General features: G+C 59.4%; 36 protein-coding genes. 25 read left to right on the top strand and 11 right to left on the bottom strand.

What is annotated here, in order from left to right; genetic code table 11:
• Nucleotides 1–9 precede the first annotated feature (9 nt).
• Both GNP00_RS01745 and GNP00_RS01740 read left to right on the top strand, forming a co-directional pair.
• Complete coding sequence (locus GNP00_RS01745) at nt 10–1,392, top strand: DEAD/DEAH box helicase (RefSeq protein ID WP_011580538.1); 1,383 nt, start codon at nt 10–12, stop codon at nt 1,390–1,392.
• Nucleotides 1,389–2,309 carry a DNA methyltransferase gene (locus GNP00_RS01740; RefSeq protein ID WP_011580539.1) on the top strand — a complete coding sequence of 307 codons (921 nt, stop codon included), beginning with the start codon at nt 1,389–1,391 and terminating at the stop codon, nt 2,307–2,309. Before GNP00_RS01745 ends, GNP00_RS01740 begins: the two co-directional genes overlap by 4 nt.
• Nucleotides 2,310–2,311: 2 nt before the next feature.
• Here GNP00_RS01740 and GNP00_RS23790 read toward each other — a convergent pair whose 3' ends face one another.
• Both GNP00_RS23790 and GNP00_RS01730 read right to left on the bottom strand, forming a co-directional pair.
• Nucleotides 2,312–2,563, bottom strand: a complete 252-nt coding sequence (locus GNP00_RS23790) for a DUF982 domain-containing protein (RefSeq protein WP_041544607.1) — start codon at nt 2,561–2,563, stop codon at nt 2,312–2,314.
• Between the two features lie 39 nt (nt 2,564–2,602).
• Nucleotides 2,603–2,854, bottom strand: a complete 252-nt coding sequence (locus GNP00_RS01730) for a DUF982 domain-containing protein (protein ID WP_246259333.1) — start codon at nt 2,852–2,854, stop codon at nt 2,603–2,605.
• Between the two features lie 35 nt (nt 2,855–2,889).
• On the opposite strand from GNP00_RS01730, the gene GNP00_RS01725 reads away from it, so the two are divergent.
• On the top strand, nt 2,890–3,441 hold the full coding sequence (locus GNP00_RS01725) for a crossover junction endodeoxyribonuclease RuvC (RefSeq protein WP_166015695.1): 552 nt from the start codon (nt 2,890–2,892) through the stop codon (nt 3,439–3,441).
• 8 nt (nt 3,442–3,449) lie between these two features.
• On the opposite strand, the gene GNP00_RS23940 is transcribed toward GNP00_RS01725, so the two are convergent.
• A complete protein-coding gene (locus GNP00_RS23940) occupies nt 3,450–4,262 on the bottom strand; it encodes an HNH endonuclease signature motif containing protein (protein WP_083764436.1) in 813 nt (270 codons plus the stop codon).
• A gap of 89 nt (nt 4,263–4,351) precedes the next feature.
• On the opposite strand from GNP00_RS23940, the gene GNP00_RS01715 reads away from it, so the two are divergent.
• From GNP00_RS01715 to GNP00_RS01685, 7 genes are all read left to right on the top strand, one after another.
• Nucleotides 4,352–5,797, top strand: coding sequence for a replicative DNA helicase (locus tag GNP00_RS01715; RefSeq protein ID WP_011580543.1), 1,446 nt, complete (start codon nt 4,352–4,354; stop codon nt 5,795–5,797).
• Nucleotides 5,794–6,078 carry a hypothetical protein gene (locus GNP00_RS01710; RefSeq protein ID WP_041544611.1) on the top strand — a complete coding sequence of 95 codons (285 nt, stop codon included), beginning with the start codon at nt 5,794–5,796 and terminating at the stop codon, nt 6,076–6,078. The genes GNP00_RS01715 and GNP00_RS01710 overlap by 4 nt, the downstream gene beginning before the upstream one ends.
• Nucleotides 6,079–6,714, top strand: a complete 636-nt coding sequence (locus GNP00_RS01705) for a hypothetical protein (protein WP_011580544.1) — start codon at nt 6,079–6,081, stop codon at nt 6,712–6,714. It begins immediately after the preceding gene.
• A complete protein-coding gene (locus tag GNP00_RS01700) occupies nt 6,711–7,157 on the top strand; it encodes a hypothetical protein (RefSeq protein ID WP_246259332.1) in 447 nt (148 codons plus the stop codon). The genes GNP00_RS01705 and GNP00_RS01700 overlap by 4 nt, the downstream gene beginning before the upstream one ends.
• Complete coding sequence (locus GNP00_RS01695) at nt 7,157–7,351, top strand: hypothetical protein (RefSeq protein WP_041544613.1); 195 nt, start codon at nt 7,157–7,159, stop codon at nt 7,349–7,351. The genes GNP00_RS01700 and GNP00_RS01695 overlap by 1 nt, the downstream gene beginning before the upstream one ends.
• Nucleotides 7,348–8,007, top strand: a complete 660-nt coding sequence (locus GNP00_RS01690) for a hypothetical protein (protein WP_011580546.1) — start codon at nt 7,348–7,350, stop codon at nt 8,005–8,007. Before GNP00_RS01695 ends, GNP00_RS01690 begins: the two co-directional genes overlap by 4 nt.
• Nucleotides 8,008–8,504: 497 nt before the next feature.
• Nucleotides 8,505–9,497, top strand: a complete 993-nt coding sequence (locus GNP00_RS01685) for a tyrosine-type recombinase/integrase (protein WP_246259330.1) — start codon at nt 8,505–8,507, stop codon at nt 9,495–9,497.
• A 15-nt stretch (nt 9,498–9,512) separates the two neighbouring features.
• Here the strand turns inward: GNP00_RS01685 and GNP00_RS01680 are convergent, their stop codons facing one another.
• The 3 genes from GNP00_RS01680 to GNP00_RS01670 form a co-directional block, all read right to left on the bottom strand.
• Nucleotides 9,513–9,968: a hypothetical protein gene (locus GNP00_RS01680; RefSeq protein ID WP_157038040.1), complete on the bottom strand. Its 456-nt coding sequence runs from the start codon at nt 9,966–9,968 to the stop codon at nt 9,513–9,515.
• Nucleotides 9,969–10,093: 125 nt separating this feature from the next.
• Nucleotides 10,094–10,390: a hypothetical protein gene (locus tag GNP00_RS01675; RefSeq protein WP_041544616.1), complete on the bottom strand. Its 297-nt coding sequence runs from the start codon at nt 10,388–10,390 to the stop codon at nt 10,094–10,096.
• Between the two features lie 93 nt (nt 10,391–10,483).
• Nucleotides 10,484–10,981, bottom strand: coding sequence for a hypothetical protein (locus tag GNP00_RS01670; protein WP_011580549.1), 498 nt, complete (start codon nt 10,979–10,981; stop codon nt 10,484–10,486).
• 168 nt (nt 10,982–11,149) lie between these two features.
• Between GNP00_RS01670 and GNP00_RS01665 the strand changes: the two genes are divergently transcribed.
• Genes GNP00_RS01665 through GNP00_RS01655 form a run of 3 tightly spaced genes read left to right on the top strand, consistent with a single transcriptional unit; the run spans nt 11,150 to nt 14,235 of the window.
• Nucleotides 11,150–11,398: a hypothetical protein gene (locus tag GNP00_RS01665; protein ID WP_157038041.1), complete on the top strand. Its 249-nt coding sequence runs from the start codon at nt 11,150–11,152 to the stop codon at nt 11,396–11,398.
• A gap of 55 nt (nt 11,399–11,453) precedes the next feature.
• Complete coding sequence (gene terL, locus GNP00_RS01660; protein ID WP_011580551.1) at nt 11,454–12,839, top strand: phage terminase large subunit; 1,386 nt, start codon at nt 11,454–11,456, stop codon at nt 12,837–12,839.
• A 7-nt stretch (nt 12,840–12,846) separates the two neighbouring features.
• Complete coding sequence (locus GNP00_RS01655) at nt 12,847–14,235, top strand: DUF1073 domain-containing protein (RefSeq protein WP_011580552.1); 1,389 nt, start codon at nt 12,847–12,849, stop codon at nt 14,233–14,235.
• 30 nt (nt 14,236–14,265) lie between these two features.
• On the opposite strand, the gene GNP00_RS01650 is transcribed toward GNP00_RS01655, so the two are convergent.
• Nucleotides 14,266–14,721: a hypothetical protein gene (locus tag GNP00_RS01650; RefSeq protein WP_011580553.1), complete on the bottom strand. Its 456-nt coding sequence runs from the start codon at nt 14,719–14,721 to the stop codon at nt 14,266–14,268.
• 63 nt (nt 14,722–14,784) lie between these two features.
• Here GNP00_RS01650 and GNP00_RS01645 point away from each other — a divergent pair, with 63 nt between their 5' ends.
• From GNP00_RS01645 to GNP00_RS01630, 4 genes are read left to right on the top strand one after another with little or no spacing between them, the layout of a single operon-like run.
• Entirely contained in the window at nt 14,785–15,909 is a 1,125-nt protein-coding gene (locus GNP00_RS01645; protein WP_011580554.1) for a DUF2213 domain-containing protein, read from the top strand.
• A gap of 4 nt (nt 15,910–15,913) precedes the next feature.
• A complete protein-coding gene (locus tag GNP00_RS01640; RefSeq protein WP_011580555.1) occupies nt 15,914–16,279 on the top strand; it encodes a head decoration protein in 366 nt (121 codons plus the stop codon).
• A 14-nt stretch (nt 16,280–16,293) separates the two neighbouring features.
• Nucleotides 16,294–17,319 (top strand): major capsid protein, encoded by a 1,026-nt coding sequence (locus GNP00_RS01635; protein ID WP_011580556.1) that lies wholly within the window; start codon nt 16,294–16,296, stop codon nt 17,317–17,319.
• Between the two features lie 2 nt (nt 17,320–17,321).
• Complete coding sequence (locus tag GNP00_RS01630) at nt 17,322–17,687, top strand: hypothetical protein (RefSeq protein ID WP_011580557.1); 366 nt, start codon at nt 17,322–17,324, stop codon at nt 17,685–17,687.
• A gap of 32 nt (nt 17,688–17,719) precedes the next feature.
• Here the strand turns inward: GNP00_RS01630 and GNP00_RS01625 are convergent, their stop codons facing one another.
• Nucleotides 17,720–17,902: a CsbD family protein gene (locus GNP00_RS01625; protein ID WP_041544619.1), complete on the bottom strand. Its 183-nt coding sequence runs from the start codon at nt 17,900–17,902 to the stop codon at nt 17,720–17,722.
• A gap of 71 nt (nt 17,903–17,973) precedes the next feature.
• On the opposite strand from GNP00_RS01625, the gene GNP00_RS01620 reads away from it, so the two are divergent.
• A complete protein-coding gene (locus GNP00_RS01620) occupies nt 17,974–18,462 on the top strand; it encodes a DnaT-like ssDNA-binding protein (RefSeq protein ID WP_011580559.1) in 489 nt (162 codons plus the stop codon).
• Nucleotides 18,463–18,509: 47 nt separating this feature from the next.
• On the top strand, nt 18,510–18,827 hold the full coding sequence (locus GNP00_RS01615; RefSeq protein WP_246263700.1) for a hypothetical protein: 318 nt from the start codon (nt 18,510–18,512) through the stop codon (nt 18,825–18,827).
• 148 nt (nt 18,828–18,975) lie between these two features.
• Here the strand turns inward: GNP00_RS01615 and GNP00_RS23785 are convergent, their stop codons facing one another.
• Nucleotides 18,976–19,647 carry a DUF6602 domain-containing protein gene (locus tag GNP00_RS23785; protein WP_011580561.1) on the bottom strand — a complete coding sequence of 224 codons (672 nt, stop codon included), beginning with the start codon at nt 19,645–19,647 and terminating at the stop codon, nt 18,976–18,978.
• 94 nt (nt 19,648–19,741) lie between these two features.
• Here GNP00_RS23785 and GNP00_RS01610 point away from each other — a divergent pair, with 94 nt between their 5' ends.
• The gene (locus GNP00_RS01610; protein WP_011580562.1) at nt 19,742–20,791 is read left to right on the top strand and encodes a structural protein; all 1,050 of its coding nucleotides are present in this window, start codon (nt 19,742–19,744) and stop codon (nt 20,789–20,791) included.
• A complete protein-coding gene (locus tag GNP00_RS01605; protein ID WP_011580563.1) occupies nt 20,791–21,207 on the top strand; it encodes an HK97 gp10 family phage protein in 417 nt (138 codons plus the stop codon). The genes GNP00_RS01610 and GNP00_RS01605 overlap by 1 nt, the downstream gene beginning before the upstream one ends.
• On the opposite strand, the gene GNP00_RS01600 is transcribed toward GNP00_RS01605, so the two are convergent.
• Nucleotides 21,185–21,391, bottom strand: a complete 207-nt coding sequence (locus GNP00_RS01600; protein WP_041544621.1) for a hypothetical protein — start codon at nt 21,389–21,391, stop codon at nt 21,185–21,187. The two genes, GNP00_RS01605 and GNP00_RS01600, sit on opposite strands and share 23 nt — an antisense overlap.
• A gap of 40 nt (nt 21,392–21,431) precedes the next feature.
• A complete protein-coding gene (locus GNP00_RS01595; RefSeq protein ID WP_049764710.1) occupies nt 21,432–22,292 on the bottom strand; it encodes a hypothetical protein in 861 nt (286 codons plus the stop codon).
• Nucleotides 22,293–22,394: 102 nt separating this feature from the next.
• Here GNP00_RS01595 and GNP00_RS01590 point away from each other — a divergent pair, with 102 nt between their 5' ends.
• The 4 genes from GNP00_RS01590 to GNP00_RS01575 are packed head-to-tail and all read left to right on the top strand — an operon-like array spanning nt 22,395 to nt 23,964.
• Nucleotides 22,395–22,814: a phage tail terminator-like protein gene (locus tag GNP00_RS01590; protein WP_011580565.1), complete on the top strand. Its 420-nt coding sequence runs from the start codon at nt 22,395–22,397 to the stop codon at nt 22,812–22,814.
• Between the two features lie 11 nt (nt 22,815–22,825).
• Nucleotides 22,826–23,041 (top strand): hypothetical protein, encoded by a 216-nt coding sequence (locus tag GNP00_RS01585; protein ID WP_011580566.1) that lies wholly within the window; start codon nt 22,826–22,828, stop codon nt 23,039–23,041.
• A 3-nt stretch (nt 23,042–23,044) separates the two neighbouring features.
• Entirely contained in the window at nt 23,045–23,548 is a 504-nt protein-coding gene (locus tag GNP00_RS01580; protein ID WP_011580567.1) for a hypothetical protein, read from the top strand.
• An 8-nt stretch (nt 23,549–23,556) separates the two neighbouring features.
• A complete protein-coding gene (locus GNP00_RS01575; protein WP_011580568.1) occupies nt 23,557–23,964 on the top strand; it encodes a hypothetical protein in 408 nt (135 codons plus the stop codon).
• The last annotated feature ends 24 nt before the right edge of the window (nt 23,965–23,988 follow it).

Raw genomic sequence — 23,988 nt, 5'->3', positions numbered from 1 at the left:
CAGGGTGATATGCAAGACTATCTCGAGCTTCTCCGCCGCCGAGCCGTAGAGGCACCTAAGCGGGGCCTGACGAGTATCCCGCCGCTCCACGACGGCATGTTCGGGTACCAGCGCGCCGTCACTGAATTTCTTCTCTCTGTCGGTTCCGGTGCCGCATTCCTTGATACCGGACTCGGCAAGTCTCTGGTGTCTCTGGAGTGGGGCAGGGTTGTCTCCGAGCATACCGGGAAGCCTGTACTAATGCTCGCTCCTCTCGCCGTCGCGCCGCAGCATGTGCGCGAAGCGAAGAAGTTCGGCCTGGAAGCGCGCGTTGTGCGTAATCAATCCGAGATCGGCCCCGGGGTGAACGTCACAAATTACGCCAAGGTGGACAATTTCGACCCGTACGCATTCGGCGGCGTGATACTGGACGAGAGTTCCATCATCAAGAACTTCACCGGCGCGACCTCGCGTAAGCTCATATCGATGTTCGCGCAAACACCGTTCCGGCTCGCGTGCACGGCCACGCCGGCGCCAAACGATCATATGGAGCTCGGACAGCATTCCCAATTTTTGGGCGTAATGCCATCGAATGAGATGCTGTCGCGCTGGTTCATTGCTGACCAGACGAATATGGGGCGGTATCGTCTCAAGGGGCACGCGGTAAAACCGTTCTGGAATTGGGTGGCGAGCTGGTCACGCTGCATATCCAAACCGTCGGATCTCGGGTTTACCGATGAGGGCTTCATCCTCCCAAAGCTGAACATCCATCGGCATGTGGTCGCGGCCGACATCTCAATAGGCGCAGATGAAACGCTATTTCGTATCCCCGAAACTTCGGCAACGTCGATTCATCGCGAGAAAAGACTGACGGCCGACCAGCGGGCAGAGAAGATTGCCGAAATCGTCTCAGCCGAGCCGAATGAGGCTTGGGTGATCTGGTGCGACACCGACTATGAGGCCGATGCGCTGACCGAGCGTATTCCCGATGCGGTCGAGGTTCGCGGTTCGATGCCGGACGCCATGAAGGAGGAACGTCTCGTCGCTTTCTCCGACTGCAGTCTGCGCATCATTGTAAGCAAGCCTTCGGTGGCCGGCTTCGGCCTTAATTGGCAACACTGCGCCCGTGTGGCGTTTGTCGGCCTCTCCTTTTCCTACGAGCAGTTCTACCAGGCGGTCCGTCGCTGCTGGCGCTTCGGTCAGTCGCGCGAAGTTGAATGCCATATTGCGATGGCTGACACGGAGCGCAACATCTGGGACGTGGTGATGCGCAAAAGCGCCGATCACGAAGCGATGAAGGCGGAGATGCACGCCGCCATGCGCCGCGCCCACGAGAGCCGGCAGATCAAGATCGATTACCAGCCAACGCAGCCCATGCAGTTGCCCGTATGGATGAGGGGGGAAGCCGCGTGACGAATGTCATCGACCAGGCCGCAGGCCGAAGCTTCAATGCTTATTGCGCTGACTGCGTGCCGTTCACCGCGGCTCTGCCTGCCAACAGTATAGATTTCAGCGTCTACTCGCCGCCGTTCTCCTCGCTGTACATCTACAGCGAGAGCGTCGCTGACATGGGCAACTGCGCGTCGGATGATGAATTCTTTGAACAATACCGGTTCCTTGTCCGCGAGAAATTTCGTGCAACGCGCCCGGGGCGCCTGACGGCTATTCACGTCAAGGATCTCGTTTATTATCAGAACTCCAGTGAGCGAGGCACGGCGGGGCTCCGGCCCTTCTCTGATGATTGCACTCGGCTCCACATCGAAGAGGGATGGGACTTCCATTCCAGGATCACGATCTGGCGCGATCCCGTTCGCGAGATGCAAAAGACGAAGGCGCACGGTCTGCTTTGGAAGACCCTACGCGCCGACTCCACTTTCTCCCGCATGGGATTGCCAGAGTATTTACTCGTGTTCCGGAAGTGGGCGAGTGATGGTGAGGAAGTCCGACCGGTTACCCACACCAAGGAAACCTTCCCCGTCGAAGAGTGGCAGCAATACGCCTCACCGGTGTGGAACTATCCGCGCCAAGACCTTCCTGAGACGGACGTGCTGAACGTCAAGGTTGCTCGTAGCGACAAAGACGAGAAGCACCTTTGCCCAATGCCGCTTAACATCACGCGGCGCGCGCTGCGCATGTGGTCGAACCGGGGCGATGTCGTCTATTCCCCCTTTATGGGTATCGGGTCTGAGGGCGTTGTATCGATCGAGGAAGGCCGCAAGTTCATCGGTACAGAGCTCAACCCGGCCTATTTTCGACAGGCGATCAAGAACCTGATCGATGCAGAGGCCTCGGGTGTCTTCGGTGACCTCTTCGCGGAGGCGGCCGAATGACGCTACGCCAGGATATTTGCTTCCTCCGCAGCCTCAACAAATGCCTGTCTCGCCTGTCCGGGATCGCACTTCCCTTCCAGGCAGCGCAGCAAAACCTTTCTCGCTTTCAGGTGCTTCCGGCCTCTTGGCGCGTTATCCGGCCAATCATGCAGGAGTACGTCTGCGGCCTTCGCCGCATCGGTGATGACGTAATTCCTGCCGCCGTGCCGCCCCGCATGAACCGAAACAGCCGGCTTCCATCCACCAACAACCATAGCGCTGCCGAACCGCAGGCGAGGGGGCTTGTTCCCGCCTCAATGCAGAATGCCGGCTTCCTCTGCGGCCTTGATGAACGCCTTCCGAGCTTCCTCAGGATCGCATCTGCCCACCATGCAGAGATGACACCGTTCCTGAGCCTCAAGATGCTTCGGGGTCAGCATTGCCTGCTCGGGCCAGCCGTGGAAAAGGAGCACCGCAGCACTCAGCGCATCATTGACAAACGTAAGCACGGTGCCCCGCTGTCCGGCGCGTATTCTGATGGGCGTTCTCCACGATCCAATAGTCATACCCGGCCAAATCGCCCCGCATGGAGGCAGGTTCCATGCTGATCCTGGCGCTCGATGTGGCTTCCAAGCTCGGCTGGGCCATCCACGATACGGATAAGACGCCATCCGCCATACTCTCCGGCTCGATCAAGCTGGAGGGCTCCAACGCCTTCGAGAAGACGCAGGATATGCGCCGGAAGCTGCCTAAGCTGATCCGCCAGCATCAGCCGGCGTTCGCGGCCATGGAAGCGCCTCTGACCTTCATCCCGCAGTTCAAGAAGAAAACCCGCACCCTCATGGGCGTTGAGGAGGAGACCAGTACCATCAACGCCAACACGATTATGCAGCTCAACTGGCTCGCCGGCGCGGCTGAAATGGTGGTGCTTGGGCAGAACGTACCCTGCACGCTGGTTTCGCCAAGGACGTGGCAGAGCATCATCCCGTACCATATCCGCGGCGCGCCCAAGCAGCGCGCCAAGGCGTACTGCGACATGCTCCGCATTGACAGCCCGAACGCCGATTCGCGGGATGCCGCCGTAATAGCTCTCTGGTGCGCTGGCCACTGCCAAGAACTGAAATTGCTGCAACGGGTGAGGGCGGCGGCGTGAGCTTTCGTTCAAACCTCAACCGGCGGCTCAATGAGTGCCATTCGGTCCAAAAGCTCTGTGTTATAGGCCTGGCCGTCCATCCCATGATGAACTCGGCGATGGCAGTTCGGGCAAAGCGCAATAACGAAACGCGGATCATCCGGGCCGCCATCACTCAGTCTGCGCAAGTGGTGTGGCTCCAGATAAGGAGTGCCGTTAGCGCGCATGAATGGAGCTGGACTCTCGCACCCCTCGCACCGGCCGTTCCCACGGGCCACGACATAGTCCCTCACTGCTCGGCTTCGTTCGATCGCGGCTCCCTGTACCGGGCGGCGATCGGGGGCGAAGTTCGCCGCTCGAAAAGCAGCGGCCCGCATGAGTGCGAGGTTAGGGTGAGCGATGGCTTCAGGCTCGCCTATAGCCTCTGCTATTCCATCCAGGGGACGAAGCTCAAAAACGATTGCATTACGAAGATCGCCTTGTCGGTCAGGTGCACGTTCGATGTGGTGTGCCTCGTAGACCAGCTCATCGATGAATCGGAGACCGCTTCGCTCCTTCCTGAAGAGAAGAAGGTCTTTGCCACGCTCGGAATGTCGCGCGATCGCTTCGTTCCCGCGGAGCATTTGCATATCACCGATCTGTCCTTCACCGAAATATTCGAACGCACCATCATCTCGCCAACGGTCGGCATAGCCGTGCTCCAGGCCCTCTTCTCCTGTAATGATGATCACCAGGGGGTGAGCGGCTGGTGTGATTATGCCTCCCTGTTGTTGACCCCGAAATCTTGCGTGAATGTCACGCCGGCGGTTGTAGATGCGGTCGCGCTCATAACCCCACGCCATCTGTGGATTCTCCCATCCCTGCCCATTTCGGAAAGGGAACAGGCAATCGGGATCTCAGTCAACGGCTTGGTACTTGGGAGGGCGATCGGATGAACGCGCTCGCCGATCCCATCCGCGAAGTCCCGCACAACATCGAAGCCGAGCAAGCACTGCTCGGCGCCGTGATGGTGAACAACGCCTGCTACGACCTGGTCTCGCGTATAGTGCGGCCTGAGCACTTCTTTGAGCCGCTGCACCGCGACATCTTCAAGGCCTCGGGGGATCTGATCACCGTCGGCCGCAGAGCGGACCCGATCACCCTGCGCGATTTCCTCCCGGCCGATGCCAAGGTCGGAGAGATGACCGTCGCGCAATACCTCGCCGCGCTCTGCGCCGATGCTGTGACGATCGTCATGGCACGGGATTATGCAGCCTCGATCTTCGACGCTTGGATGTCCCGGCAGATCATCGTCGCCTGCGAGGACACGGTTGCCAAGCTCTACCAGAGGCGCCCGGGCATGGACCCGCTGACGGAGGCGGGCCCGGTCGAGGATATGCTTGCCAAGCTCCGCGCCGAGCGCGTGAGCGCCAGCGGAACAGCTTCCCATGGCCGGCAGTACCTTCAGAGCCTCACAGAGGCCCGCCAGCGGGGCAAGGTGCTCGGCGTGCCGATCTGCCTGCCGGAGATTGCCGCGGTCATCTCCGAGCCGTCATTCGAGGCAGGAAACCTCTACGGGCTTCTTTCCTCATCAGGCGAGGGCAAGACCTCGCTCACCCTGCAGATCATCATGCACGCGCTAAAGAAGGGGCATCCTGTCCAGTTCCTGAGCTTCGACCAATCCGCGGAGCAGTGCATCCGGCAATTGGTGGCGCAAGAGCACGGTATAGAGGCGCGCCGGCAGCGGGCAGGCGACCTCTCCGAAAAGGAATGGGAGACGGTCGTCGACTTCTCCAACTGGATGGATCGGGAGCCTTTCGAGGTGGTCAAATGCACAGATCATAGCGCGCCGCAGCTCCTCGCCTTCGCCCGCGCCTTCGTGAAGCGCTTCGGCAACGGAAATGTCCCGCTGATCGTCGTTGACCATATCGGCGCCGTGAAGCCGGAAGACAGGCGCGCGGACGAGGGCACCAAGGCCAAGGACATCAACAAGGTGTTTAAGGCTGGTGCCGAGCAGACGGGCGCCGCCTGGCTCATCCTCAATCAGCGCAACAGCTACGGCATGAAGCGCGACAACCCCCGGCCAATCTCAGCGGACCTTTTTGGCGGTGATCCGGCCAAGCAGGCCTACGACGCCATCTTCTATGTCTATCGCTACCTGAAATTCCTTGAGGAGCGGAAGGCCATCGCCTCGTCTGAGAGCGACTGGAAGAAAATTGCGAAGGTGTTCCCATCAGCTGTTCGCGAGGGTGGTGAGGACATTGCCCAGATCGGGGCCATTAAGGTTCGCTTCGGCAATGCCGCCATCACCCGGAATCTCATCTTCGAGGCTCGTTTTACCCGCTATCGCAGCGAGCAGATGAACGACCAGCCCGAGCTTATGGAGGCGATGCTTTGAATCACTCCACGGCATTCGCGGAGACGACCATAGGCGGCGCCTATATCGGACGCTTCCGAGTAGCGTGGCGCTCCGAGGCCTTCCTGGTGAGAGAGCATAGGGAAGGGCGCGTACTCTATTTCGGTACGGCGGAGGAAGCCGAGCTCGCGGCCTGTCGCATCAAACACAAGATCGAGGAGCGGAAATACCGTCGCCACGGTGAGAAGGTCTCAGTAGCCAAAATCGCCGCCGAGAAGCTTTTCAGGCCTGGCAAGAAACCAGTCGAGGTTGAGGTGCGGTAGATGAAGCACACACGATCCTCCTCCGAATGGGAAATTCGGGACGCTGTGGTGAAGCGCTTCCGCGAGTTGTGGCCCGATGCTCGCATCATTCATGAAATGAACGTGGAACACGGCAGTTCCCGCGCCGATGTCGTAGCGGTCCAGCCCGATCGGATATGGATATGCGAGATCAAAAGCGAGCGTGACAAGCTCGACCGTCTTGCGGGACAGATCAAGGACTTCGGTCCGACCTGTCACGGGCTCATCGTGGCAGCACATGAGAAGTGGACAAAGTCGCCCGGCATGGAGCCAACCAAATACGGAATGCGTCAGATCCCGTCGCCATTGCGGGCTGCAACGGCGGAAAGCAGGCGGTTCACCATATGGGAATATCCGACATCGGGAACATGGTGGCAACCAGGCGTCAGTATTCCTTGGTTCCACCGCATGCTCTTGCTGCTCTGGACCGACGAACTGCGGTTCGTGGCTTCGCGCCACGGGATATCGTGCAGCAACCGCACTCCAGCCTACAAGTTGGCTCCCGAAATGTCGCGCCTCATGACCGGCCGCGAAATCGAGCGCGCTGTCTGCCGTATGTTGCGAGCTCGGGAGTTCGCCGAGGCTGATCCGGCCATCGTGGAGGCGAAGGCAGCATGATCATCCCCAGCCACATCCAGAGCCTATGCGACGAGTACGGCATCCGCATCATAGACAAGCACCGCTACCCGGAGCCCGGCGAAACGCGCGCAGTGGAAACGCTCGCCCGCATATATCGACGTCATGGGGAAGGGCACTTGCGGCTCGTGCTGTCGACGCTCATGGAAGCAGGCAATCACAAGCTCTTGCTCGATGAGGTGGGGCTCTGGATGGTCTCGGATATGGTTCGCGCGTGTCAGGCGCTCATCGAGCGAGAAGCCGGCGCTTGGCTGGAGACGTGGGACCGCATCCCGGCCGGTGAACTGCAGTTCATGTGCCAGGATTTGAGGGGCCTCATCCCTCAGCGTTTTGCCTTGGGCGGTATGGTCTACGAGCGGTTATACCGTAGGTTTGGCCCGAATGCGGATCAGCTCGATCTGCTGGATGATCGGAGGAGGATCTAATGGTCAGGGTTCCTCGAATTCCGCGCGGCGGCATAGGTGACATTCTGTTCTGCGGCGTGTGCGGAAAGGATGTTGAGGAATTCACGCCTGAGATTGCCGACACGAACCGGGAAACTGGCGAGGGGATATTCGTCATCAAGTGCCACGGTGAGACCTGGCGCGCATCCACCACGCGAGGAAAGCTCGATCCATGAACCCAGGCGAGATTTCAGAGCGCCTGATTCAGGCAGCGGAAATCGCCATCTTCAGTGGCGGTCAGGTGGGGCCGTCGCATGCCCGATCGCTCAATCTCGGCTATGCCCATTCCTGGGCAGACGTGAACGGCTGGGGCAAGGAGCGATTAGAGGAAGAAGCACGCTTGCTCTGGGAGCGGATATTGCGCCGGCCGACACCGCAGCAGGTCTCCCACGCGGAGGAAGCACTGGGCTGGCTGGCACTGGTCGACAAGGAACAGGACCGTGCTGCGCTCTCGGCCTGGGTCTGGGCCATGGCCAACCCGAACCTGCACTTCAAGGACTGGTGCTTCGAAAAAGCAGGCATTCACCCTGAAACAGGAAGGCGTCGCAAAGACCGCGCTCTTGCATGCATTGCGCGAAAACTCCTCGGCAGGGCATCGCAGAATAACGAAAATGCGGGTTTCGGGGTGTTGCCTGAGGAGCCTGAAATCGAGGATACTTTGGATAGCCTCGCGGTACCTGTGCAGGAGACATCCAGCATCGTTTCATGGGCCGCTGATGATGCATTCAGCTCTTTCTTCTCTGATCGGTCAGCTGATTTTTCGTGGGCCAGAAAGCGCAATGAGCGCAGGCGCCGGAGAGGACTAAAGCAGAAGGAGCGGGAAGTTATTTAGGCGACAGCGCCACGCGAGCGTGTGATCCTTACGGCCATGCAGGCCTGGAGGATCAGCGGATGGCAAAGTACGATCTTACGTCACAGCAGATCAGAGACAGTCTCGCTCCTAGGAGGGCTCCATATTGGTACGAACTTGGCCCGGGCCGCCACGTCGGGGTTCTCTGTAAGGGCAATACCAAAGCCATCTGGAAGGCGCGCTACCGAGCCAGGAATGGTCTCTATCATGAGACTTCGCTGGGGCCGATGGAAAGCGCCCGCTATCCCGGTCTCACCTTCGAGGGGGCAGTTAGGGAAGCCGAGCAATGGTTTGCCTCGACTTCAATTAGCGCGAAGGCCATTTCGCGCCATATCGTCCGGTACAACGGCCAACTGATCTACTGCCCTATCGGGCCGGTCTATACGGTTGGGCATGCGCTCCGCGACTATCTTGAATGGAAGCGACTGGCTGCAGCGCCGACAACCTTCTATTCGGTCCTTACCATGATCAATCACCACTTGGCGGGCCGCGTTGCGAGCGTGCCATTGGCTGATTTCAATGGGCGGCACTTTCACCAGCTATGCGTCGACGTTCTGGAAACGCCCCCAAAATACGGGAATCGTGCCATCGGTGCGCGTCGCGATATCAGCGATTTGGATCCCGAGGCGCTGCGCAAACGAAAGAAGACGATGAATGCGCTGACCAGCACCCTGCGTGGTGCATTTGCGCTAGCTTGGGACAATGGCGAGATTGATACTGATCGCCCGCAACGGTGCCTGAGGCATCTTCCGAACGTCGACCGTCCACGCATGGTCTTCCTCAGAAGAGAAGAATGCAAGCGGCTTATAGAGGCGGCCCGTCCGGACCTCCGGGAGCTTATTCTTGGCGCCCTTTATACCGGCTGCAGAGTGCGAGAATTGGTCTATCTCAAAGTTGCAGACGTTGGCCGTGAGGGTTTCGGAATCTACGTTTCTCCATCGAAAAACTATAGGCCGCGGTTCGTCCTCCTGCCGGAAGAAGGGATGGCTTTCTTTCTTTCACTCTGCCGTAAGCGGCAGGGCCACGAATATGTTTTCCGAAACCAGGACGGGCGCCCCTGGAGCGAGCGTTACAAACACCTGTTTCGCGATCTGACCGATGCCTGCGGGCTCCCGAAGAGTACGGTGTTTCACAGTCTCAGGCACACTTATGCCAGCCAACTGGTGCAGGCTGGAATGCAGTTGTCCATTGTGGCAAAGCAGCTTGGCCACGCCGACATTGCCACGGTGGATCGGACGTATGGTCACCTAGCACCGCAGCTTTCGGAGGCTGAAGTTCAGCGGCGGTTTTCGCCGCTAAGGTCTGAATACATTGAGATGGCAGCGGTCATGAAGCCTGCTCTGGATGGAATGAGGGAGCGATTCGGCAATGGCGATTGGCGTGCTTACGCCGAAGTGAACCACGATACGTCTTGGCCAAGGTCCAACTTTTCGAAATTCAGGGGCGAGTTGTTGTCGCAATTGCCTCGCTAGTGGTCCTGCATGATATCACCAGCCAGGCCAGGTGGAATCCACCATTGCTAGGTGGCTGCACTGATAATCAGGAACGAACTGACCATTAGCCCGATCGCGGCAACGCCATGTCGTTTGGTAATATTCGTTTTGAAACTGATCCCAGGCGACGCCATAGGCGCGATATCGCGGCGTGTAGTACCCGCCATTATTCGCGGCAGCTCCAACCGCTACTGCGGCTCCGGCAACTGCGATCCCAGTTATCATGGCGTTGTCGGCTTGGATTAATCGTACACACCTTTCAGGAGTAGCGCCGCGTTTCGCGAGAAGTTTGACCGCTTCGGCCTTGTATTCCTGGTTAGGATGTTCAGCGACGATTCGGCAAAGGGCGCGAGTGTCCTTTGTTGGTAGTTCGTCAACATTGTAGCTTGTGGTTGCGCAGCCGGCGAGCCCAAGCGCCAGAACCGCAGTAATGGTCAATTTTTGCATCATTTCATTGCCCCCAATGCAAGTTATGGGGGAAAAGCAAGCGCCCTGTCTAGTAGAGCGGGCGCGAGTATCACCAGTATTGGTGTAGAAATGCGCCTGCAACCAAATCGGTACAGCGACGGATGGAGCTAAGGCGCGGGTGAGGCGCAAACTGCAGCCCAAGCTTGCACAACTGTCGCAGCAACGCCAATTGAGGCGATCAGCAGGCCGGCAATAGCAATTCGACGTTCAGTGGTGCTCCACCGCTTTTCGGTGACAAGCGGCTGGCCCTGCCAGTAAAGCCCGCCGTTTGTCGGATCTAAGCCAAGCCCATCATCGTCCAAGGAAACACGACGGATACTGCGGGGCCAGTGATCGGGTGTTTCCCATGCCCATTCGGTGGCAGTCCCTTTGGCTGCTTCCCGCGTCTTCGGAAAATCTGGCATGCCTATGCTCCCCAACCCACGTCACGAGAGCTTCACGCAGGAGCGCGCAAAGGGCAAGTTTTTGGTGAGAGGCGACCAAGGCGGCAGGCTTGGTCAGGTGGTGCTTTGGGGCGCCTTGAACTCGAAGATCGGCGTCGCATCATCCCGTTGCATGTCATCCGCAGAAGCCCAAATGCGCCATATTGGAAACGCAGCGTCGCGATGATCGACATCGTCCCAATCGAACGTATTAAGATTGACCGTCAGAGGTTCGTCCTCGGCTGTTGAGGCGCTTAGGTTGAGTAGTGGGCCGTTCTTTCCGATGTGTATAACGCCAGCTGTTGACGCGAGTTTGTCTGCGGAAAACTCGGCACCATCCTGCGGCAATTCGAGAACCCAACCGGCAGTGTAGCGGAAGCACGGGAAGTCTCTTTTGTAAGCGATGTGGTACGGCGGACGGGTTTCGGCATCTTGCAGCACTGCCACGACGCGTTGTCCCTGGTAGCTATGGACAATTAGCCCGAACGGCGATGGCGAATGGATAATACGGATCAAGTCCCCCACCTTGGTTTCATTGAGATTTGTGGCCTCGAACGGCGCCAGAATTTTCACGATGCACCCCCTGTGGTTGAATTAAATCAAAGGTAATCAAACGTGGCGCGCGGTGGCAAGAGAATAGGCGCGGGGAGACCGAAGGGAGCAACCACACGGCGAACTCGGGCGATTGCGGACAAGGCAACTGCCGAAGGACTGACGCCGCTGGAGGTCATGCTTACCGCAATGCGTGAGCACGCTAAGCACATGCGGTGGGATGAGGCGGCTTCGATTGCGAAGGATGCGGCTCCGTACATGCATCCGCGCCTTGCCTCCATGCAGCACACTGGCCGTAACGGCGGTCCCATCCAAACCATGGACGTCACCAAGCTCAAGGGCATGACCGACGAGGAGCTCGAACTTCTTGAACGTGCACTTGTCCAGATCGGAATTGTTGACGGCGATCAGGGCCGAGAGGGAGGCGAGGAGGTCTGAGGCCGATCGTCAAGCTGAGCGGAATGAACTGCTCGGCTCGCATCTGGCCTTCACGATGAAATTCTTCCGGGAGAAGGAAGGGCAGCCATTCTCGGTTGCGCCGTTTCATCCCGTCATGTGCGGGACCCTTGATCAGGTATTCACGGGCGAGATCAAGCGCCTGATCATCTGCATTCCGCCTGGCTATGGTAAGACCGAGCTGGCGGTGGTGAACTTCATTGCCCGTGGATTTGCAATCAATCCGCGGTCGCGCTTCATCCATGCCAGCTATGCCGAGCCGCTGGCACTCGATAACTCGACCAAGGTCAAGGACGTCATCAGCCTGCCGGGCTATCAGGCCCACTGGCCGGTGACGATGAGGCCGGACCAAAACGCCAAGGGTTTGTGGCGGACAACCGCCGGTGGGCACCTGCGTGCCGCTGCTGCCGGTCAGCCCATTACCGGGTTTCGTGCGGGTATACTAGCTGAGCCAGGTTTTACCGGTGCGCTGGTCATTGACGACCCTCTGAAGCCGGACGATGCCTCGTCCGACACGACCCGGAAGTTCATCAACGAGCGGTGGGAGAACACCTTTCGATCCCGCCTGGCGCATGAGGACGTGCCGGTCATCGTGATCATGCAGCGCCTGCACATCGATGACTTCGTGGCACACCTCTTGGAGAACTCCGGCGAGCACTGGCATCTGCTCAAGCTTCCGGTGCTTATCGAGGGCGAGGGTAAGGCTCCGCCCGGCAATGTCACTCTCATCCCGCACGGGCTGCATGACGGGCCGCTGTGGGAGGAGAAGCACACCCGCGAGCAGATCAAGGTTCTGCAAGGCGCTCCGCACGTCTACGCGGGCCAGTACGCACAGGAACCTACGGTTGCGGGTGGCAACCTGTTCAAGCCGGGTTTGCTGCCCCGATACGATGATGTGCCCCGGCTCTCATGGCGCGCGATCTACGTCGATACGGCGCAGAAGACAAAAGAGCGCAACGATTACACCGTATTCGAGCACTGGGGCGCCGGGGTGGATGGCAAGGCCTATCTACTCGAGGTGGTGCGCGGGCGGTTTGAGGCGCCCGAGCTAGAGAAGACCGCCTTTGCATTGTGGACGCGCCTTCGCGGTGATGATTGGCCTGCCGACCGATACGGCCACCTTCGCAAGATGGCAATCGAGGATAAGGTATCCGGTACCGGCCTAATCCAGTCGCTCACCCGCAAGGCGATACCGGTGATCGCGATGCAGCGCGAGAAGGATAAATACACTCGCGCCCTCGACGTGGTGCCGGCGGCTGCGGCGGGATTGATCGTGCTGCCCAAGTCGGCCCTGTGGCTGAAAGACTTTGAGAATGAACTGGCGGCGTTCCCCGATGGCGGGTTCGATGACCAGGTGGACCCCTTCATTGATGCCGCGCTCGATATCTGTGGCTTCCTCGGCATGAACCTGGACAACCTGTGAGGCTCGGATGGGCAACATTCTGACCTTCGTCCGCGATGGCCTCGCCAGCGCCATTGCCGGACTGGGAACCGAGCGGGACAAGGCGGCGACGGTCTATTACACCGAGCCGACAGTGGACCTGCAGCAGTTGGTTGCGGCCTATCGTACGTCCTGGCTGCCGAGAAAGATTATCGACATCCCGGCGCTGGACTCCTGCCGCGCATGGCGCGCATGGCAGGCCAAGAACCCTCAGATCGAGAAGCTGGAGGCGGAGGAAACCCGCCTTGGCGTTCAGGGCAAGGTTCTGGAGGTGCGGAAGAAGGCGAGGCTGTTTGGCGGGGCTGCGATCTATTTCGATCTGGGCGATGATGCCTCGCAGCCGTTGAATGTGGAGAAGGTGAAAGCCGGTGGTATCCGCTTCTTGACCGTACTCACGCCGCGCCAGCTTCAGCCGTGCGAGATCGAGAGTGATCCGCTTTCGCCTCTCTATGGTCGGCCGAAGGATTACACCGTTGTCAGCGGCACGACCGCCCGGGTCAAAATCCACCCCTCTCGGCTCGCCATCTTTATCGGCAATGAGCTTCCCGATCGGGATATCACTTCTAGCGCCAGCTATGCCTGGGGCGATAGCGTCCTCACCTCAGTCTTGGAGGCGGTGAAGCAGGCGGACAGCACGTCAGCAAACATCGCCAGCCTGATCTTCGAGGCCAATGTCGATGTGGTGACGATGGAAGGCCTCATGGCCTATGTCGGCACGCCCGACGGCGAGCGGAAGGTCACGGATCGCTATCGCATCGCCGCCACCGGCAAGAGCATCAACCGCATGCTCATCCTCGACGGTAAGGAGAAGTACGAGCGCAAGTCGGCGAGCTTCACCAACTTGCATGAGTTGATGGATCGGTTCTTCCAGAATGTCAGCGGCGCGGCCGATATTCCGATGACGCGCCTGTTTGGAATGTCGCCGGGCGGACTGAATTCGACGGGCGAGGCTGATCTCAGGAATTATTACGACCGCATTGCCTCGGGCCAGACGCTGGAAATGCAGCCGGCGCTGGCAAACCTGGACGAATGCCTGATCCGCTCAGCTCTCGGCAGTCGCGATCCGGATATTCACTACGTCTGGAACCCGCTCTGGCAGATGAGCGAGAAGGAAAAGGCGGAAATATTCAAGGCCAAATCCGATGCTGCTCGCACCATCGCCGGCAAGGGGCAGGAAAGTCCACTGATGCCGGTAGAGGCGCTGTCGGATGCGTTCGTTTCCGAGCTAGTGGAAGACGGAACGCTGGCTGGCCTCGAGGCCGCGATCAAGAAGTACGGCACGCTCGCCGACCAGGAGGAGGATGAAGAGGATCTTGCGGCAGCGATGCCGGCAGAGGGCAAGAATCAGCGAGCCGGAGATCTTCCAAGAGATCCTTGAAGATCGAAGCGCCAATTTTAAGGAAGCTAGTCAATCGTTCTGAGTATCTGTAGACCGCTGATTAATCGCGCCTAGAGCTTGCACGGGAACAATTGTTACATCAGCGCTGTCGAGTGCTCTTTCAAAGTCAGCCAATTGAGAGGCCGTTGGGTCGGTGTTCGAAAGCTGTCTATAATTGGCGAGTAGAGCATCTAGGGACTGTTTCTTGCCCTCTGGTGAAGTAGCCACCTTAATTGCGGTAAGAGCAGATTGGGCCATGCGGGCTTCGTTCTCCGCCTCGGCCAATTTTACCTCAAGCCCACTTATTTTGAGCGCGACTTCGGTCCACTTGAAGGTGGTCATTAGAACCACGCCGCAAATGAGAAAGAGCCCGCCGGCAGCGCCTATATTGGCCGGCATCAGATAACGTCTGGCCGGTAAGAAGCATAGCAGCAGTCCTACGGCCAAGCACACGCAGCTGGCTGCGAAAACAAACCATTCGTTCATTGTTGTCCCCCTCTCGCCCAGTCTCGTGAGAGTAGGCCTACCGTCAACTGAAAGTCGAGTCTCATGCAATTCACAGACGCTGTAACCGTCGCGGGAACGCGGCGGACCGGTGACGGCTATCTTGTCGCCACCGCCAAATGCGTGCGCGCTGGCATTCAGCTCTACACGGGCGACGAGCTCGGCAAGCCAGAGATGAAGATCGTTCGGGTCTATCGGCCGGCCGAGGAGGTATTCGCCAAGGACAGCCTGCAGAGCTTCAGCCACGCCCCGATCACGATCGATCATCCGACAGAACAGGTCACGGCTGACAACTGGAAGGCGCTGTCCGTCGGCGAGGTCAGCACGGCCGCCAAGCAGGTTGGCGATTGGGTAGAACTGCCCCTGATCTTCAAGGATGCCGCAGCGATCGGCCAAATCGAGGGCGGCAAGCGGGAACTTTCGGCAGGCTACATTGCCGACTTTGATTTCACCGCCGGCGTGACGCCAGACGGCCAACCATACGACGCAGTTCAGCGGTCCATCCGCATCAATCACCTCGCACTGGTCGATAAGGCCCGAGCGGGTTCACAGGCTCGCGTTGGCGACAGCGCGGGAAAGTGGGGCGCCGCCCCGATCACTCCCACCCCAGAAAAGGAGACGCGCGCGATGAGCGACGCACTCAGGACTGTGGTCGTGGACGGACTGTCGGTGCAGACCACCGATCAGGGCGCCCAGGCCATCGAGAAGCTGCAGAAGGCGCTGGCCGACTCCGCAGCGAACATCGCCAAGCTGACGGCCGACCATGCCGATGCCGTCGCCAAGAAGGACGAGGAGATTGGCACCCTCAAGGCGGACAAGAAGAAGCTCGAGGACGCTGCTCCGAAGCCGGCCGATATCGACCGCATGGTTGCGGATCGTGTAGCGCTGGTGACCGCTGCTAAGGCTGTGGACGAGAAGATCGTCACCGATGGCAAGTCGGATGCGGAAATCCGCAAGGCGGTTGTCACGGCCCGTCTTGGCGACGAGGCGGTCAAGGACGTCTCCGAAGCCGAGATCACCGGCATGTTCAAGGCCCTGACCAAGGATGCCAAGCCGAACGACAGCGTTCGCGATGCGCTCCGCACCCAGGACCATTCCATCGTAGCCAACGACGCGTGGGCCGAGGGTGTTTTTGCCGCCGCCGGCGTCAGCGTGAAGAAGGGAGCCTGATTCAATGGCACAGCTCAATGAACACCGCGGCACTGCCAATTTCCTCGTCTCCGAGGCGAACGGCATGTATCGCAGCCGCGATGACGGCACGGTTGCCGCTGGGGCTACACCTGGCCTTCAGGCCGGCACGATCCTCGGCAAACATACGTCGACGGGCCACTTCGTGCGCTATGACCCGGCCGCTGCAACGGGAGCCGAGACTATTGCCGGCATCCTGTTCGAGGCTGCGGTCGGTACGGTCAAGCGCACCGTCGTCGTTCGCGACTGCGAGGTGAACGGTGCGCATCTCATCTACCAGGCTGGCGCTGATGATGCTGCGAAGGCTACGGCCAACGCGGCTCTGGCGGCGCTCGGCATTATCGTTCGCTAAAGGAGGCCGAAACCATGGCATCTATGGACGTCTTCAACAACTCGGCCTTCTCGATGACCTCGCTCACCGGCGCGGTTCAGAAGGTCGGGTACAAACCCCAGCTTCTTGGCCAGCTCGGAATTTTCGAGCCGATGCCTGTGCGTACGCGCTCGATCTTCGTTGATCGTCGCGAGAACAAGCTGACGCTCATTCCCGCGAGCCCGGTTGGCTCTCCGCCCAAGGAATTGGAGGTTGATCCTCGTAACGCGGTTCCGCTCAAGACCGTGCGGCTTGCCAAGGGCTTCACGCTCTATGCGGAAGAGATCCAGGGCATTCGCGCATTCGGGTCTGAAACCGAGTTCGCCCAGGTGCAAGCGGAGTACCTGCGCCGAATGGCGATGGTCCGCGACGACCTGGAGCTTACGCACGAGTACCATCGACTGGGCGCCCTTCAGGGTCTCCTGCTCGATGCCGATGGCACGACGGTGATCTACAACTACTTCACCGAGTTCGGCGTGCCTGAGCCTGCCGCGATCGACTTCGATCTCGACAACCCGAGCCCGGCGCCTGGTGCGGTCCGTCTGAAGTGCGCCGAGGTGATCCGGTCCATGCAGCGTTCTGCTGGCGGTGCCTTCACACCGTCGACTACGGTCCACTCCCTGGTCGGGGATGCCTTCTTCGACGCTCTGATCACGCATCCGGAGGTGGAGAAGACCTACATCAACTGGCAGGCCGCCGCCGACCTGCGACAGGACCGGTCGTTCCAGTCCTTCACCTACGGGAGCATCACCTGGCACAACTACCGGGGCACCGACGACAACTCGACCGTGGCGATCGACACGGACGAGGCGAAGTTCTTCCCCGTGGGCGCGCGTGACGTGTTCAAGAAGGCGATGGCACCGGCCGAGTTCGGCCCGTACATTAATACGCTTGGGCAGGACACCTACGCCATCAACATCCCGGATCGCGATCGGCAGGCATGGACCCGCGGCGAGCTCTACAGCTATCCGCTGTATTTCGTGCAGCGTCCCGACGTCCTGAGGAAGGGAGTGAGGACCTGATCATGGCGCAGTATCACGTCAAGAACGGCAGCCATGTTGCCAAGGCCTTCAAGGTGAGGGGCGGCCATCGGGTCGTCCCTGCCGGCAAGGAGGCGGATATCGTTGATGCAAAGGAACTCACCGAGGCGCAGATCGAGGCTTTCGAGCGCGAAGGCGTCAAGGTGAAGGCCAAGGGCGGCAAGGCGAAAACGGGGCAACCCGAACTGGATCCGACTGCCCTCAGGGCGGTTCACCATGGCGGCGGCAGGTTTGATATCGTTCAGGGCGACGAAGTCCTGGCGTCTGGCTTGTCGAAAGCCGATGCAGATGCGTTCAGCGCCATGTCCGAAGAGGAAAAGGCAGAATACGTCAAGGCTACAAAGACGTAGGCGAATGGGCCGCGGTTGTGCGGCCCATTACCTCAATGCTTGAGGGCGTCGCGAACGGTGTCTTTAGCCTTGCCGACGCCTTTCTGAATGCTGCCCTCTGCTTTGTCGGCCTTCCCCTCGGCGCGCATCTTATCGTCGCCGGTGGCTTTACCGACCTCGTCCTTGACTGTTCCGCGCATTTTCTTTGCGGAACCCTTCAATTCATCTTTGTGCATGATTGTTCTCCGTGACGGGGAACCTTCAAACCGCACGAATGATCGGAAGTTCCCGAGCGGGAGAAAACACCATGGCCGGCTACGGAGACGACAGCGGGTTCAATGCCTGGCTGGCAGAGAATGGCTATACACTGCCCGATGGCGCTCCGTCGCCGGCCGTGCTTCGCCAGCGAGGGTCCGTCTATGTCGACGGGATCTACGGCATGAATTTCGTCGGCGAGAAGACAGGTGGTTGGGAGCAGGAGCGGGCATGGCCACGCACTGGCGCATATGCCGGCGGCTCTGCCATCCCTGATGACGTCGTGCCTCTCCCTGTCATCCATGCCAGCTATGAGGCTGCGCTTCAGGAGGCGAGGGAGCCGGAAAGCTTGTCGGTCATCGGATCGGCGGCCGAGCGCGTTAAGCGCGAGAAGGTCGACGGCGCGGTCGAGGTCGAATACCAGCAGGCCAGCTCGGCGGATTTCGCCGGAACTTTGATACCAGTCATGACCGTCATCGAGGGGCTGCTGGCGCCGTTCCTGCGGCCTCTCGGCGGGTTCCCGTCGATCATGGTGGTCTGATGGCCCGGCGCTTCGACTACGGCCGCATGCAGGGCACGGCGACGCGCTTGCTCGATCGTTTCCAGCAAGGCACCGTCCTGCTTAAGCGCGTTACACTGTCGCCGGGCCAGAACGAATGGGACCCGCCTGTTGAGACGCCGGCGACCTATCCGCTCAAGGCCAGTGTCCGCAGGCTCCACCAGCGCTACGAAAATGGCGTATTGATTGTCGAGACCGGCGACTTGGTGACGTTCGCTGTCCCTGCTGTCGTGCCCGAGCTCACTGACACGCTCATCATCGACGGCGTGGAGAGGGCGATCACGAATCTGACGCCGATACCGGCTGCTGGGACGACGGTAGCGTGGAAGGCGTGGTGTGAGGCTTAGTCAACGGAGGTTATTTCTTGTGATAAGCTTACTCGGCTTGGATCGGAAGGAATTTTTCGAGTGACCGCATCCGAAGGCCGGCCATGTCGTGGAACTTGTCTGCGCGAAAGCCGAGTCCGGCTTCATTGGCCCAAGTTTCGCATTAGAGTTAGCGAAGGTACTGCAGAGGGTCAGTTGAAGCGGACTGAAGAGCATTCAGTTGAAAGTGCGTAAAGCAAATCATCGCCCAGAGTGCCGCGACTCCACCGGCACGCCAATTTCCGGTTCCTGTTGAAGATGCGAACAGACCGCTTTCCACTACAAGTGCGGCCTCAACACCTGGCGTATCATCGACGTGCCGCGCGAGCGTTTCGATACTAGACCATCCCTTGAACCCGACAGCGATCAGCGGAACATGATTTGAAGGCGGATTTCCCATGATCATTGCCGCGCCAAATCTTCGGGTTATCGGGGCAAGTTGGGAAGCTGTCCTACGCACCTCCGACCATTGATTGGCTAAGTCCGACTTTACCTCGACGACGGCCGCGACCGATTCCGCTAGGTATAGCCTCACTTGATCGGACCCTACCGATGGCAATGAGGGGCCGAAGGGAAACTCGATTACTACGTCGAGCTGGCCGCTCTTGTGCCCTGCAGCGTCCGTTACGTCTCCAGACCCGAAACGGTAGATCGGAGGGTAAACGCTCTTCAAGAATAGATCGACGAAAGCCTCTCGTTCCCGTCCCTTAGAACTAGTGGAAAGCCCAGCTCCAGCCAAATGCGCCGATTTCAATTGGGCCCAGATGCCTTCAAGGCGACGAAGCACGTGATCGTTTGGCATTTCCCCCTCCCGTTCCCTGAGATGAGATTACCGCGCCGCACAGGAGAGTCCATTGCTCAAACGCATATCACCTCGCGAACGGTTCACCTAGCCCATGGCACGCCCAACCCGTGACCTCATCGAGCAACTACTCGCGACCTATGACGGGCGGCTGCGCTTGGCATTCCTCTCGGCTGTGGACGATATCCGCAATGCGGTCGTCCTGCGCGTCGTCGTCGAGAGGCTGGAGCGCGGTGATGTGGCCGGCGCAATCGAGGCGATGCACCTCGACGCCGATGCCTTTGCCAAGCTCGAACTCGCTATAGCAGAGGCATACAACGCCGGTGGTGCGGCCTCGGTCGAGAACATGCCCAGGATGAGCGATCCCGAGGGCAACCGGGTGGTGTTCCGGTTCGGCATCCGCAATCCAGAGGCCGAGGCGTGGTTGCGCGAGCATTCCTCGACGCTAGTGACGCGGATTGTAGAGGATCAGCGAGAGGCGATCCGTAACGCGCTGACCGAAGGGCTGGCGGTCGGCCAGAACCCGCGCCAGACGGCCTTAAATGTCGTCGGAAGAGTGTCGAGGGCAACGAACCGCAGGGAAGGCGGGGTGATCGGGCTCACCACAGCCCAGAGCGAGTATGTTGCCCGAGCGCGCCATGAGCTGCTTTCTGGTGAGCCCGACCAGCTACACCACTACCTGAGCCGCGGCAGGCGGGATAAGCGCTTCGATCGGGTAGTCACAGCAGCCATCAAAGAGGGTAAACCGATCCCTGCCGAGACCGTTAATAGGATAGTCGGCAGGTACTCGGACCGCCTCCTCGAACTTCGCGGCGAGATGCTGGCCCGCACCGAGACCATGACTGCGCTTGGCAAGAGCCGGGATGACGCGATCCGGCAGCAGATCGCGGCGGGCAAGATCATGGTCGAGGATGTAACAAAGTTGTGGCGCTCGGCCGGTGATAGCCGTGTGAGGCACACGCACAGGATCCTGAGCGGGAAGTCTGCACCGATGGACGGCTTCTTCCAGAGCCCGAGCGGCGCAATGCTGCGTTATCCCGGTGACCCGCAGGCACCTGCTTCTGAAATCGTCGGTTGCCGCTGCTGGGTGGAATACAAGATCGACCACTTTGCCAATGTCGCGCGCCGGCAGAGGGCGGCGTAGTGGCCCAATCCTTCTCGGCCCAGATCGATGCCTGGGTTCACAAGGTCGAGGGTGCGATCGAGGCCGTTTTTCGCGAGAGCGTGCAGGAGCTCGTTTCGCAGATGCAGGCGCTCGTTCCAGTCGACACCGGCTTTCTTCGCGCCTCGCTTCGGGCCTCGACTACTGCCATGCCGGTGCTTTCGCTCGACAATCCGGGCGGCACGTTCACGCCCGACTATGGACAGATCGAACTCGTCATCATGGCTGCAGATGTCGGGGAGACGATCTATCTCGGCTACACAGCCAAGTACGGCGCCTACGTTCATTACGGGGCAGGGGGAAGGCCGCCGCGGCCATGGGTCGATATGGTCGCCCAGCGGTGGCAAGCAATCGTTGCAGAGAAGGTTGCGGAGCTTAAGGCGCGTCTTGGTCTTTGACGCCGGCCAGCCGATCGCTTTCCTGCTCACCTGCAAGGAGCAGGGCGAGGGAGAGGCCGGAAAGCACACGCCGGGCTGCCTCAAGAGCCGTATCGCCGCGAACGGTTTCCGCCGTCTCGTCGCCAATAAGCTGGCGGGCAGCGGTCAGTCTTTCGTGGATCTCGTTGTCGCTGAGCGGCTTCATCCAAGTTGGCTAGCATGAAACGTCCGAGATCGGAACCGGATCAGCTAACAGGCGGCGCCGAAACGGACAACCCAAGCGTCGACAATTCGCTTAGCCCAATGAGAATTGCCACCCCAGCAATCACGAACATAAGGCGACGGCAGAAAGCTCTTGGGGGTGCCAATATCACGACGGAAAGGCCGGAAACGACGGCAAAGCCCAATGCAAGCGCCGCGGATAAACCTTCAGATATGTTGGGTTCTATTGCGTCTCGCATAGGTCCGTAGGTGAAGACATGACTTAGAGCAGCAAATGAAAGGGCTACAAAGATAGAGAGCTTCGTCGGCCAGCCTTGGAGGCCTATGACAATCGCAGTGATGTAAATCGTTTTAGCGACAGCGGAGATAAATATTGGGTCATGGATGTAGGCGTCGGCGAGCCAAGGTATGAAATAGAGATAGTAGGTCGTGAGGCTGAGAAGTAGATAAATTGCCGTCGCCGCTGCAACTCGCCAATTTGCTGCTCGGCGAAATGATATTGGCCATTCTTCCCGGTCGGAGGTCAAAACATCATTTTCGACCCGTGCTCCCAAGGCGATCATCGTGACAAACGCCGCCATGCAAATCATCATCGTAGCGTCGGCATCAGTGCGAATTCCAAATACACCGAAGATTGCTCGCCAAAACCCTACCGCATAGGTGGTCCAAACACCCGCGAGCCAATGGGCCCATCTTGCAAGATCAAGAATTCCTTGCAGATTAGAAAAAATAGTGAGCACCCCACCTAAAATGCCAAACCAGGACATGAGCGACGATCTGGCGACCGTAATGATCTGGGACGGGGTCTCGGTGGCGCAGTTCGTCTGAACCGATGCCACAACGCTGGCGGCGTCCTTCACCTCGCGCTGTTCCTGCTGGTTCATGTGTCTCCCCCGGAGCATTAGCAGCTCATTCCTAGCACAGCGAGCGCGCATAGGAGTAGGCACGGGCGGCTCTTCTGAGGCGCCCATTTTTATGAGCGAAGTATGGCCTATCCATCAATAGAAACGTCGATCTGGCTCGCACTAAAGGCGAGGGTGCAGTCGCTCGTCTTGTCGCCGGCCCTGCCGGTCGCATGGCCGAATGAGAGCTTCAATGCTTCGCTGTCGAGCTATTTGCGCGTGACCTGGATACCCAACATCAATAGACGGCTCTTTTTGAGCGGTTCCGATCCTCACCAGCGCCTTTCGCGGCTTCAGATCGATGTGTTTGAGCGGAAGAACCAGAATGCTGCCGTTGCGATCGAGATTGCGGGGCAGGTGGCGGCGCACTTCCCGGCAGACCTTCGCATGACCGCCTATGGTGTTACGGCGCGCGTCACCAAGGCGCCGGAGATCGCCCAACCCATTCCCGACGATACGCACCTCCTGGTGCCGGTCACCGTCTCAATCGAAGCCATCATCTAGGAGAAGCAAAGATGAAGCTTGTCTACTCCGGCACGCGAGTGCCCGGACTGAAGAAGGCTGACGACATCACAATCGTCAACCCGGTCCACTTCACCGGCGTCAAGAAGGAGGCCAAGACGGTCTACCTGAACGGCGACTATCCCAACATCAAGGCGGCATATGAAGATGTCGGGGTGAAGGTGCATTCCGTATCCGATCTGCTGCCGAAGGCCAAGCAGGAGGGCTGACCCATGGCCAACACAAACAAGGGACGCAAGTTCTACATCGCTTGCACGGTCGCAGGCGGCCCGATCCCGCTCGCTCAGCCGACCGACCTGACGCAGACGCAATACGAGGCCCTGACCTGGACCGAGGTCAAGAATGTCGCCTCGATTGGTGAGAGCGGCACGAACACGAATATCGTCAGCTACGACGAGCTCTCGACCGAAGTGACCCAGAAGCAAAAGGGCATTTCCAATGCCGGCGATCCTGCGGTGGAATGCGCACGCAATCCCTCTGATCCCGGCCAGCAGGCGATGCGGGCGGCGGCAAAGACCAAATACTATTATGCTTACAAAACAGAGGACGCCGACGCGCCGGACGAGGATACGACCAACTCGGTCTATTACAACCGCGGCCTTGTCACCGGTCCAACGCGTCCGAACGGCCGGAATGAGGACTTCATCCTCGAGATTTTCACGCTCGGTCTCGTTCAGACCGAGATCGTCGTTGATCCGCAGCCGATTACACCCTGAGGTGACACATGGATATCGCCGGCATCTACAACTATGAGACGCTGTTTCCCCTCGATCTCGTCAGGCCGGACACGGAGGAGAAGATCGGCATCATCTTTCAGATCCGTTCGGCATCGTCTGCGGAGGCCAAGAAAGTGCTTCGCAAGCATGTCGATGAGGTGACCGAGCGGCAGCAGCGCGGCAAGCTGGTCAAGGGCGAAATGCGTTTGCGCCAGGAGCTCGAAAAAGCCGCGTCTTGGATCGCCTCATGGGATTGGGGCGAGCACACATACGCCGGTGAGAAGCCTGAGTTTTCCTTTAAGAAGGCCGTTGAAATCCTTGATAAGGAAGACTGGATCTATGCCCAGGTCAGCGAGGCGGCAAACAACCTCGCAAATTTTACGAAGGAATCGCCGAGGCCTGCTGCGAAGCCGTAAGGCTGGCGGTCAGGTACGATACTC

Source organism: Chelativorans multitrophicus, from assembly GCF_011317445.1.
Taxonomy (GTDB): domain Bacteria; phylum Pseudomonadota; class Alphaproteobacteria; order Rhizobiales; family Rhizobiaceae; genus Chelativorans; species Chelativorans multitrophicus.
This window is presented reverse-complemented; position numbering and strand designations above follow the sequence as displayed.

Bases quoted from the DNA above. Each gene is read 5' to 3' on its own strand.
- GNP00_RS01745 (WP_011580538.1), top strand. From the start codon at position 10: ATGCAAGACTATCTCGAGCTTCTCCGCCGCCGAGCCGTAGAGGCACCT.
- GNP00_RS23790 (WP_041544607.1), bottom strand. From the start codon at position 2,563: ATGGTTGTTGGTGGATGGAAGCCGGCTGTTTCGGTTCATGCGGGGCGG.
- GNP00_RS01730 (WP_246259333.1), bottom strand. From the start codon at position 2,854: ATGACTATTGGATCGTGGAGAACGCCCATCAGAATACGCGCCGGACAG.
- GNP00_RS01725 (WP_166015695.1), top strand. From the start codon at position 2,890: ATGCTGATCCTGGCGCTCGATGTGGCTTCCAAGCTCGGCTGGGCCATC.
- GNP00_RS23940 (WP_083764436.1), bottom strand. From the start codon at position 4,262: ATGGCGTGGGGTTATGAGCGCGACCGCATCTACAACCGCCGGCGTGAC.
- GNP00_RS01715 (WP_011580543.1), top strand. From the start codon at position 4,352: ATGAACGCGCTCGCCGATCCCATCCGCGAAGTCCCGCACAACATCGAA.
- GNP00_RS01705 (WP_011580544.1), top strand. From the start codon at position 6,079: ATGAAGCACACACGATCCTCCTCCGAATGGGAAATTCGGGACGCTGTG.
- GNP00_RS01700 (WP_246259332.1), top strand. From the start codon at position 6,711: ATGATCATCCCCAGCCACATCCAGAGCCTATGCGACGAGTACGGCATC.
- GNP00_RS01695 (WP_041544613.1), top strand. From the start codon at position 7,157: ATGGTCAGGGTTCCTCGAATTCCGCGCGGCGGCATAGGTGACATTCTG.
- GNP00_RS01690 (WP_011580546.1), top strand. From the start codon at position 7,348: ATGAACCCAGGCGAGATTTCAGAGCGCCTGATTCAGGCAGCGGAAATC.
- GNP00_RS01680 (WP_157038040.1), bottom strand. From the start codon at position 9,968: ATGATGCAAAAATTGACCATTACTGCGGTTCTGGCGCTTGGGCTCGCC.
- GNP00_RS01675 (WP_041544616.1), bottom strand. From the start codon at position 10,390: ATGCCAGATTTTCCGAAGACGCGGGAAGCAGCCAAAGGGACTGCCACC.
- GNP00_RS01665 (WP_157038041.1), top strand. From the start codon at position 11,150: ATGCGTGAGCACGCTAAGCACATGCGGTGGGATGAGGCGGCTTCGATT.
- terL (WP_011580551.1), top strand. From the start codon at position 11,454: ATGAAATTCTTCCGGGAGAAGGAAGGGCAGCCATTCTCGGTTGCGCCG.
- GNP00_RS01655 (WP_011580552.1), top strand. From the start codon at position 12,847: ATGGGCAACATTCTGACCTTCGTCCGCGATGGCCTCGCCAGCGCCATT.
- GNP00_RS01650 (WP_011580553.1), bottom strand. From the start codon at position 14,721: ATGAACGAATGGTTTGTTTTCGCAGCCAGCTGCGTGTGCTTGGCCGTA.
- GNP00_RS01645 (WP_011580554.1), top strand. From the start codon at position 14,785: ATGCAATTCACAGACGCTGTAACCGTCGCGGGAACGCGGCGGACCGGT.
- GNP00_RS01640 (WP_011580555.1), top strand. From the start codon at position 15,914: ATGGCACAGCTCAATGAACACCGCGGCACTGCCAATTTCCTCGTCTCC.
- GNP00_RS01635 (WP_011580556.1), top strand. From the start codon at position 16,294: ATGGCATCTATGGACGTCTTCAACAACTCGGCCTTCTCGATGACCTCG.
- GNP00_RS01630 (WP_011580557.1), top strand. From the start codon at position 17,322: ATGGCGCAGTATCACGTCAAGAACGGCAGCCATGTTGCCAAGGCCTTC.
- GNP00_RS01625 (WP_041544619.1), bottom strand. From the start codon at position 17,902: ATGCACAAAGATGAATTGAAGGGTTCCGCAAAGAAAATGCGCGGAACA.
- GNP00_RS01620 (WP_011580559.1), top strand. From the start codon at position 17,974: ATGGCCGGCTACGGAGACGACAGCGGGTTCAATGCCTGGCTGGCAGAG.
- GNP00_RS23785 (WP_011580561.1), bottom strand. From the start codon at position 19,647: ATGCCAAACGATCACGTGCTTCGTCGCCTTGAAGGCATCTGGGCCCAA.
- GNP00_RS01610 (WP_011580562.1), top strand. From the start codon at position 19,742: ATGGCACGCCCAACCCGTGACCTCATCGAGCAACTACTCGCGACCTAT.
- GNP00_RS01600 (WP_041544621.1), bottom strand. From the start codon at position 21,391: ATGAAGCCGCTCAGCGACAACGAGATCCACGAAAGACTGACCGCTGCC.
- GNP00_RS01595 (WP_049764710.1), bottom strand. From the start codon at position 22,292: ATGAACCAGCAGGAACAGCGCGAGGTGAAGGACGCCGCCAGCGTTGTG.
- GNP00_RS01590 (WP_011580565.1), top strand. From the start codon at position 22,395: ATGGCCTATCCATCAATAGAAACGTCGATCTGGCTCGCACTAAAGGCG.
- GNP00_RS01585 (WP_011580566.1), top strand. From the start codon at position 22,826: ATGAAGCTTGTCTACTCCGGCACGCGAGTGCCCGGACTGAAGAAGGCT.
- GNP00_RS01580 (WP_011580567.1), top strand. From the start codon at position 23,045: ATGGCCAACACAAACAAGGGACGCAAGTTCTACATCGCTTGCACGGTC.
- GNP00_RS01575 (WP_011580568.1), top strand. From the start codon at position 23,557: ATGGATATCGCCGGCATCTACAACTATGAGACGCTGTTTCCCCTCGAT.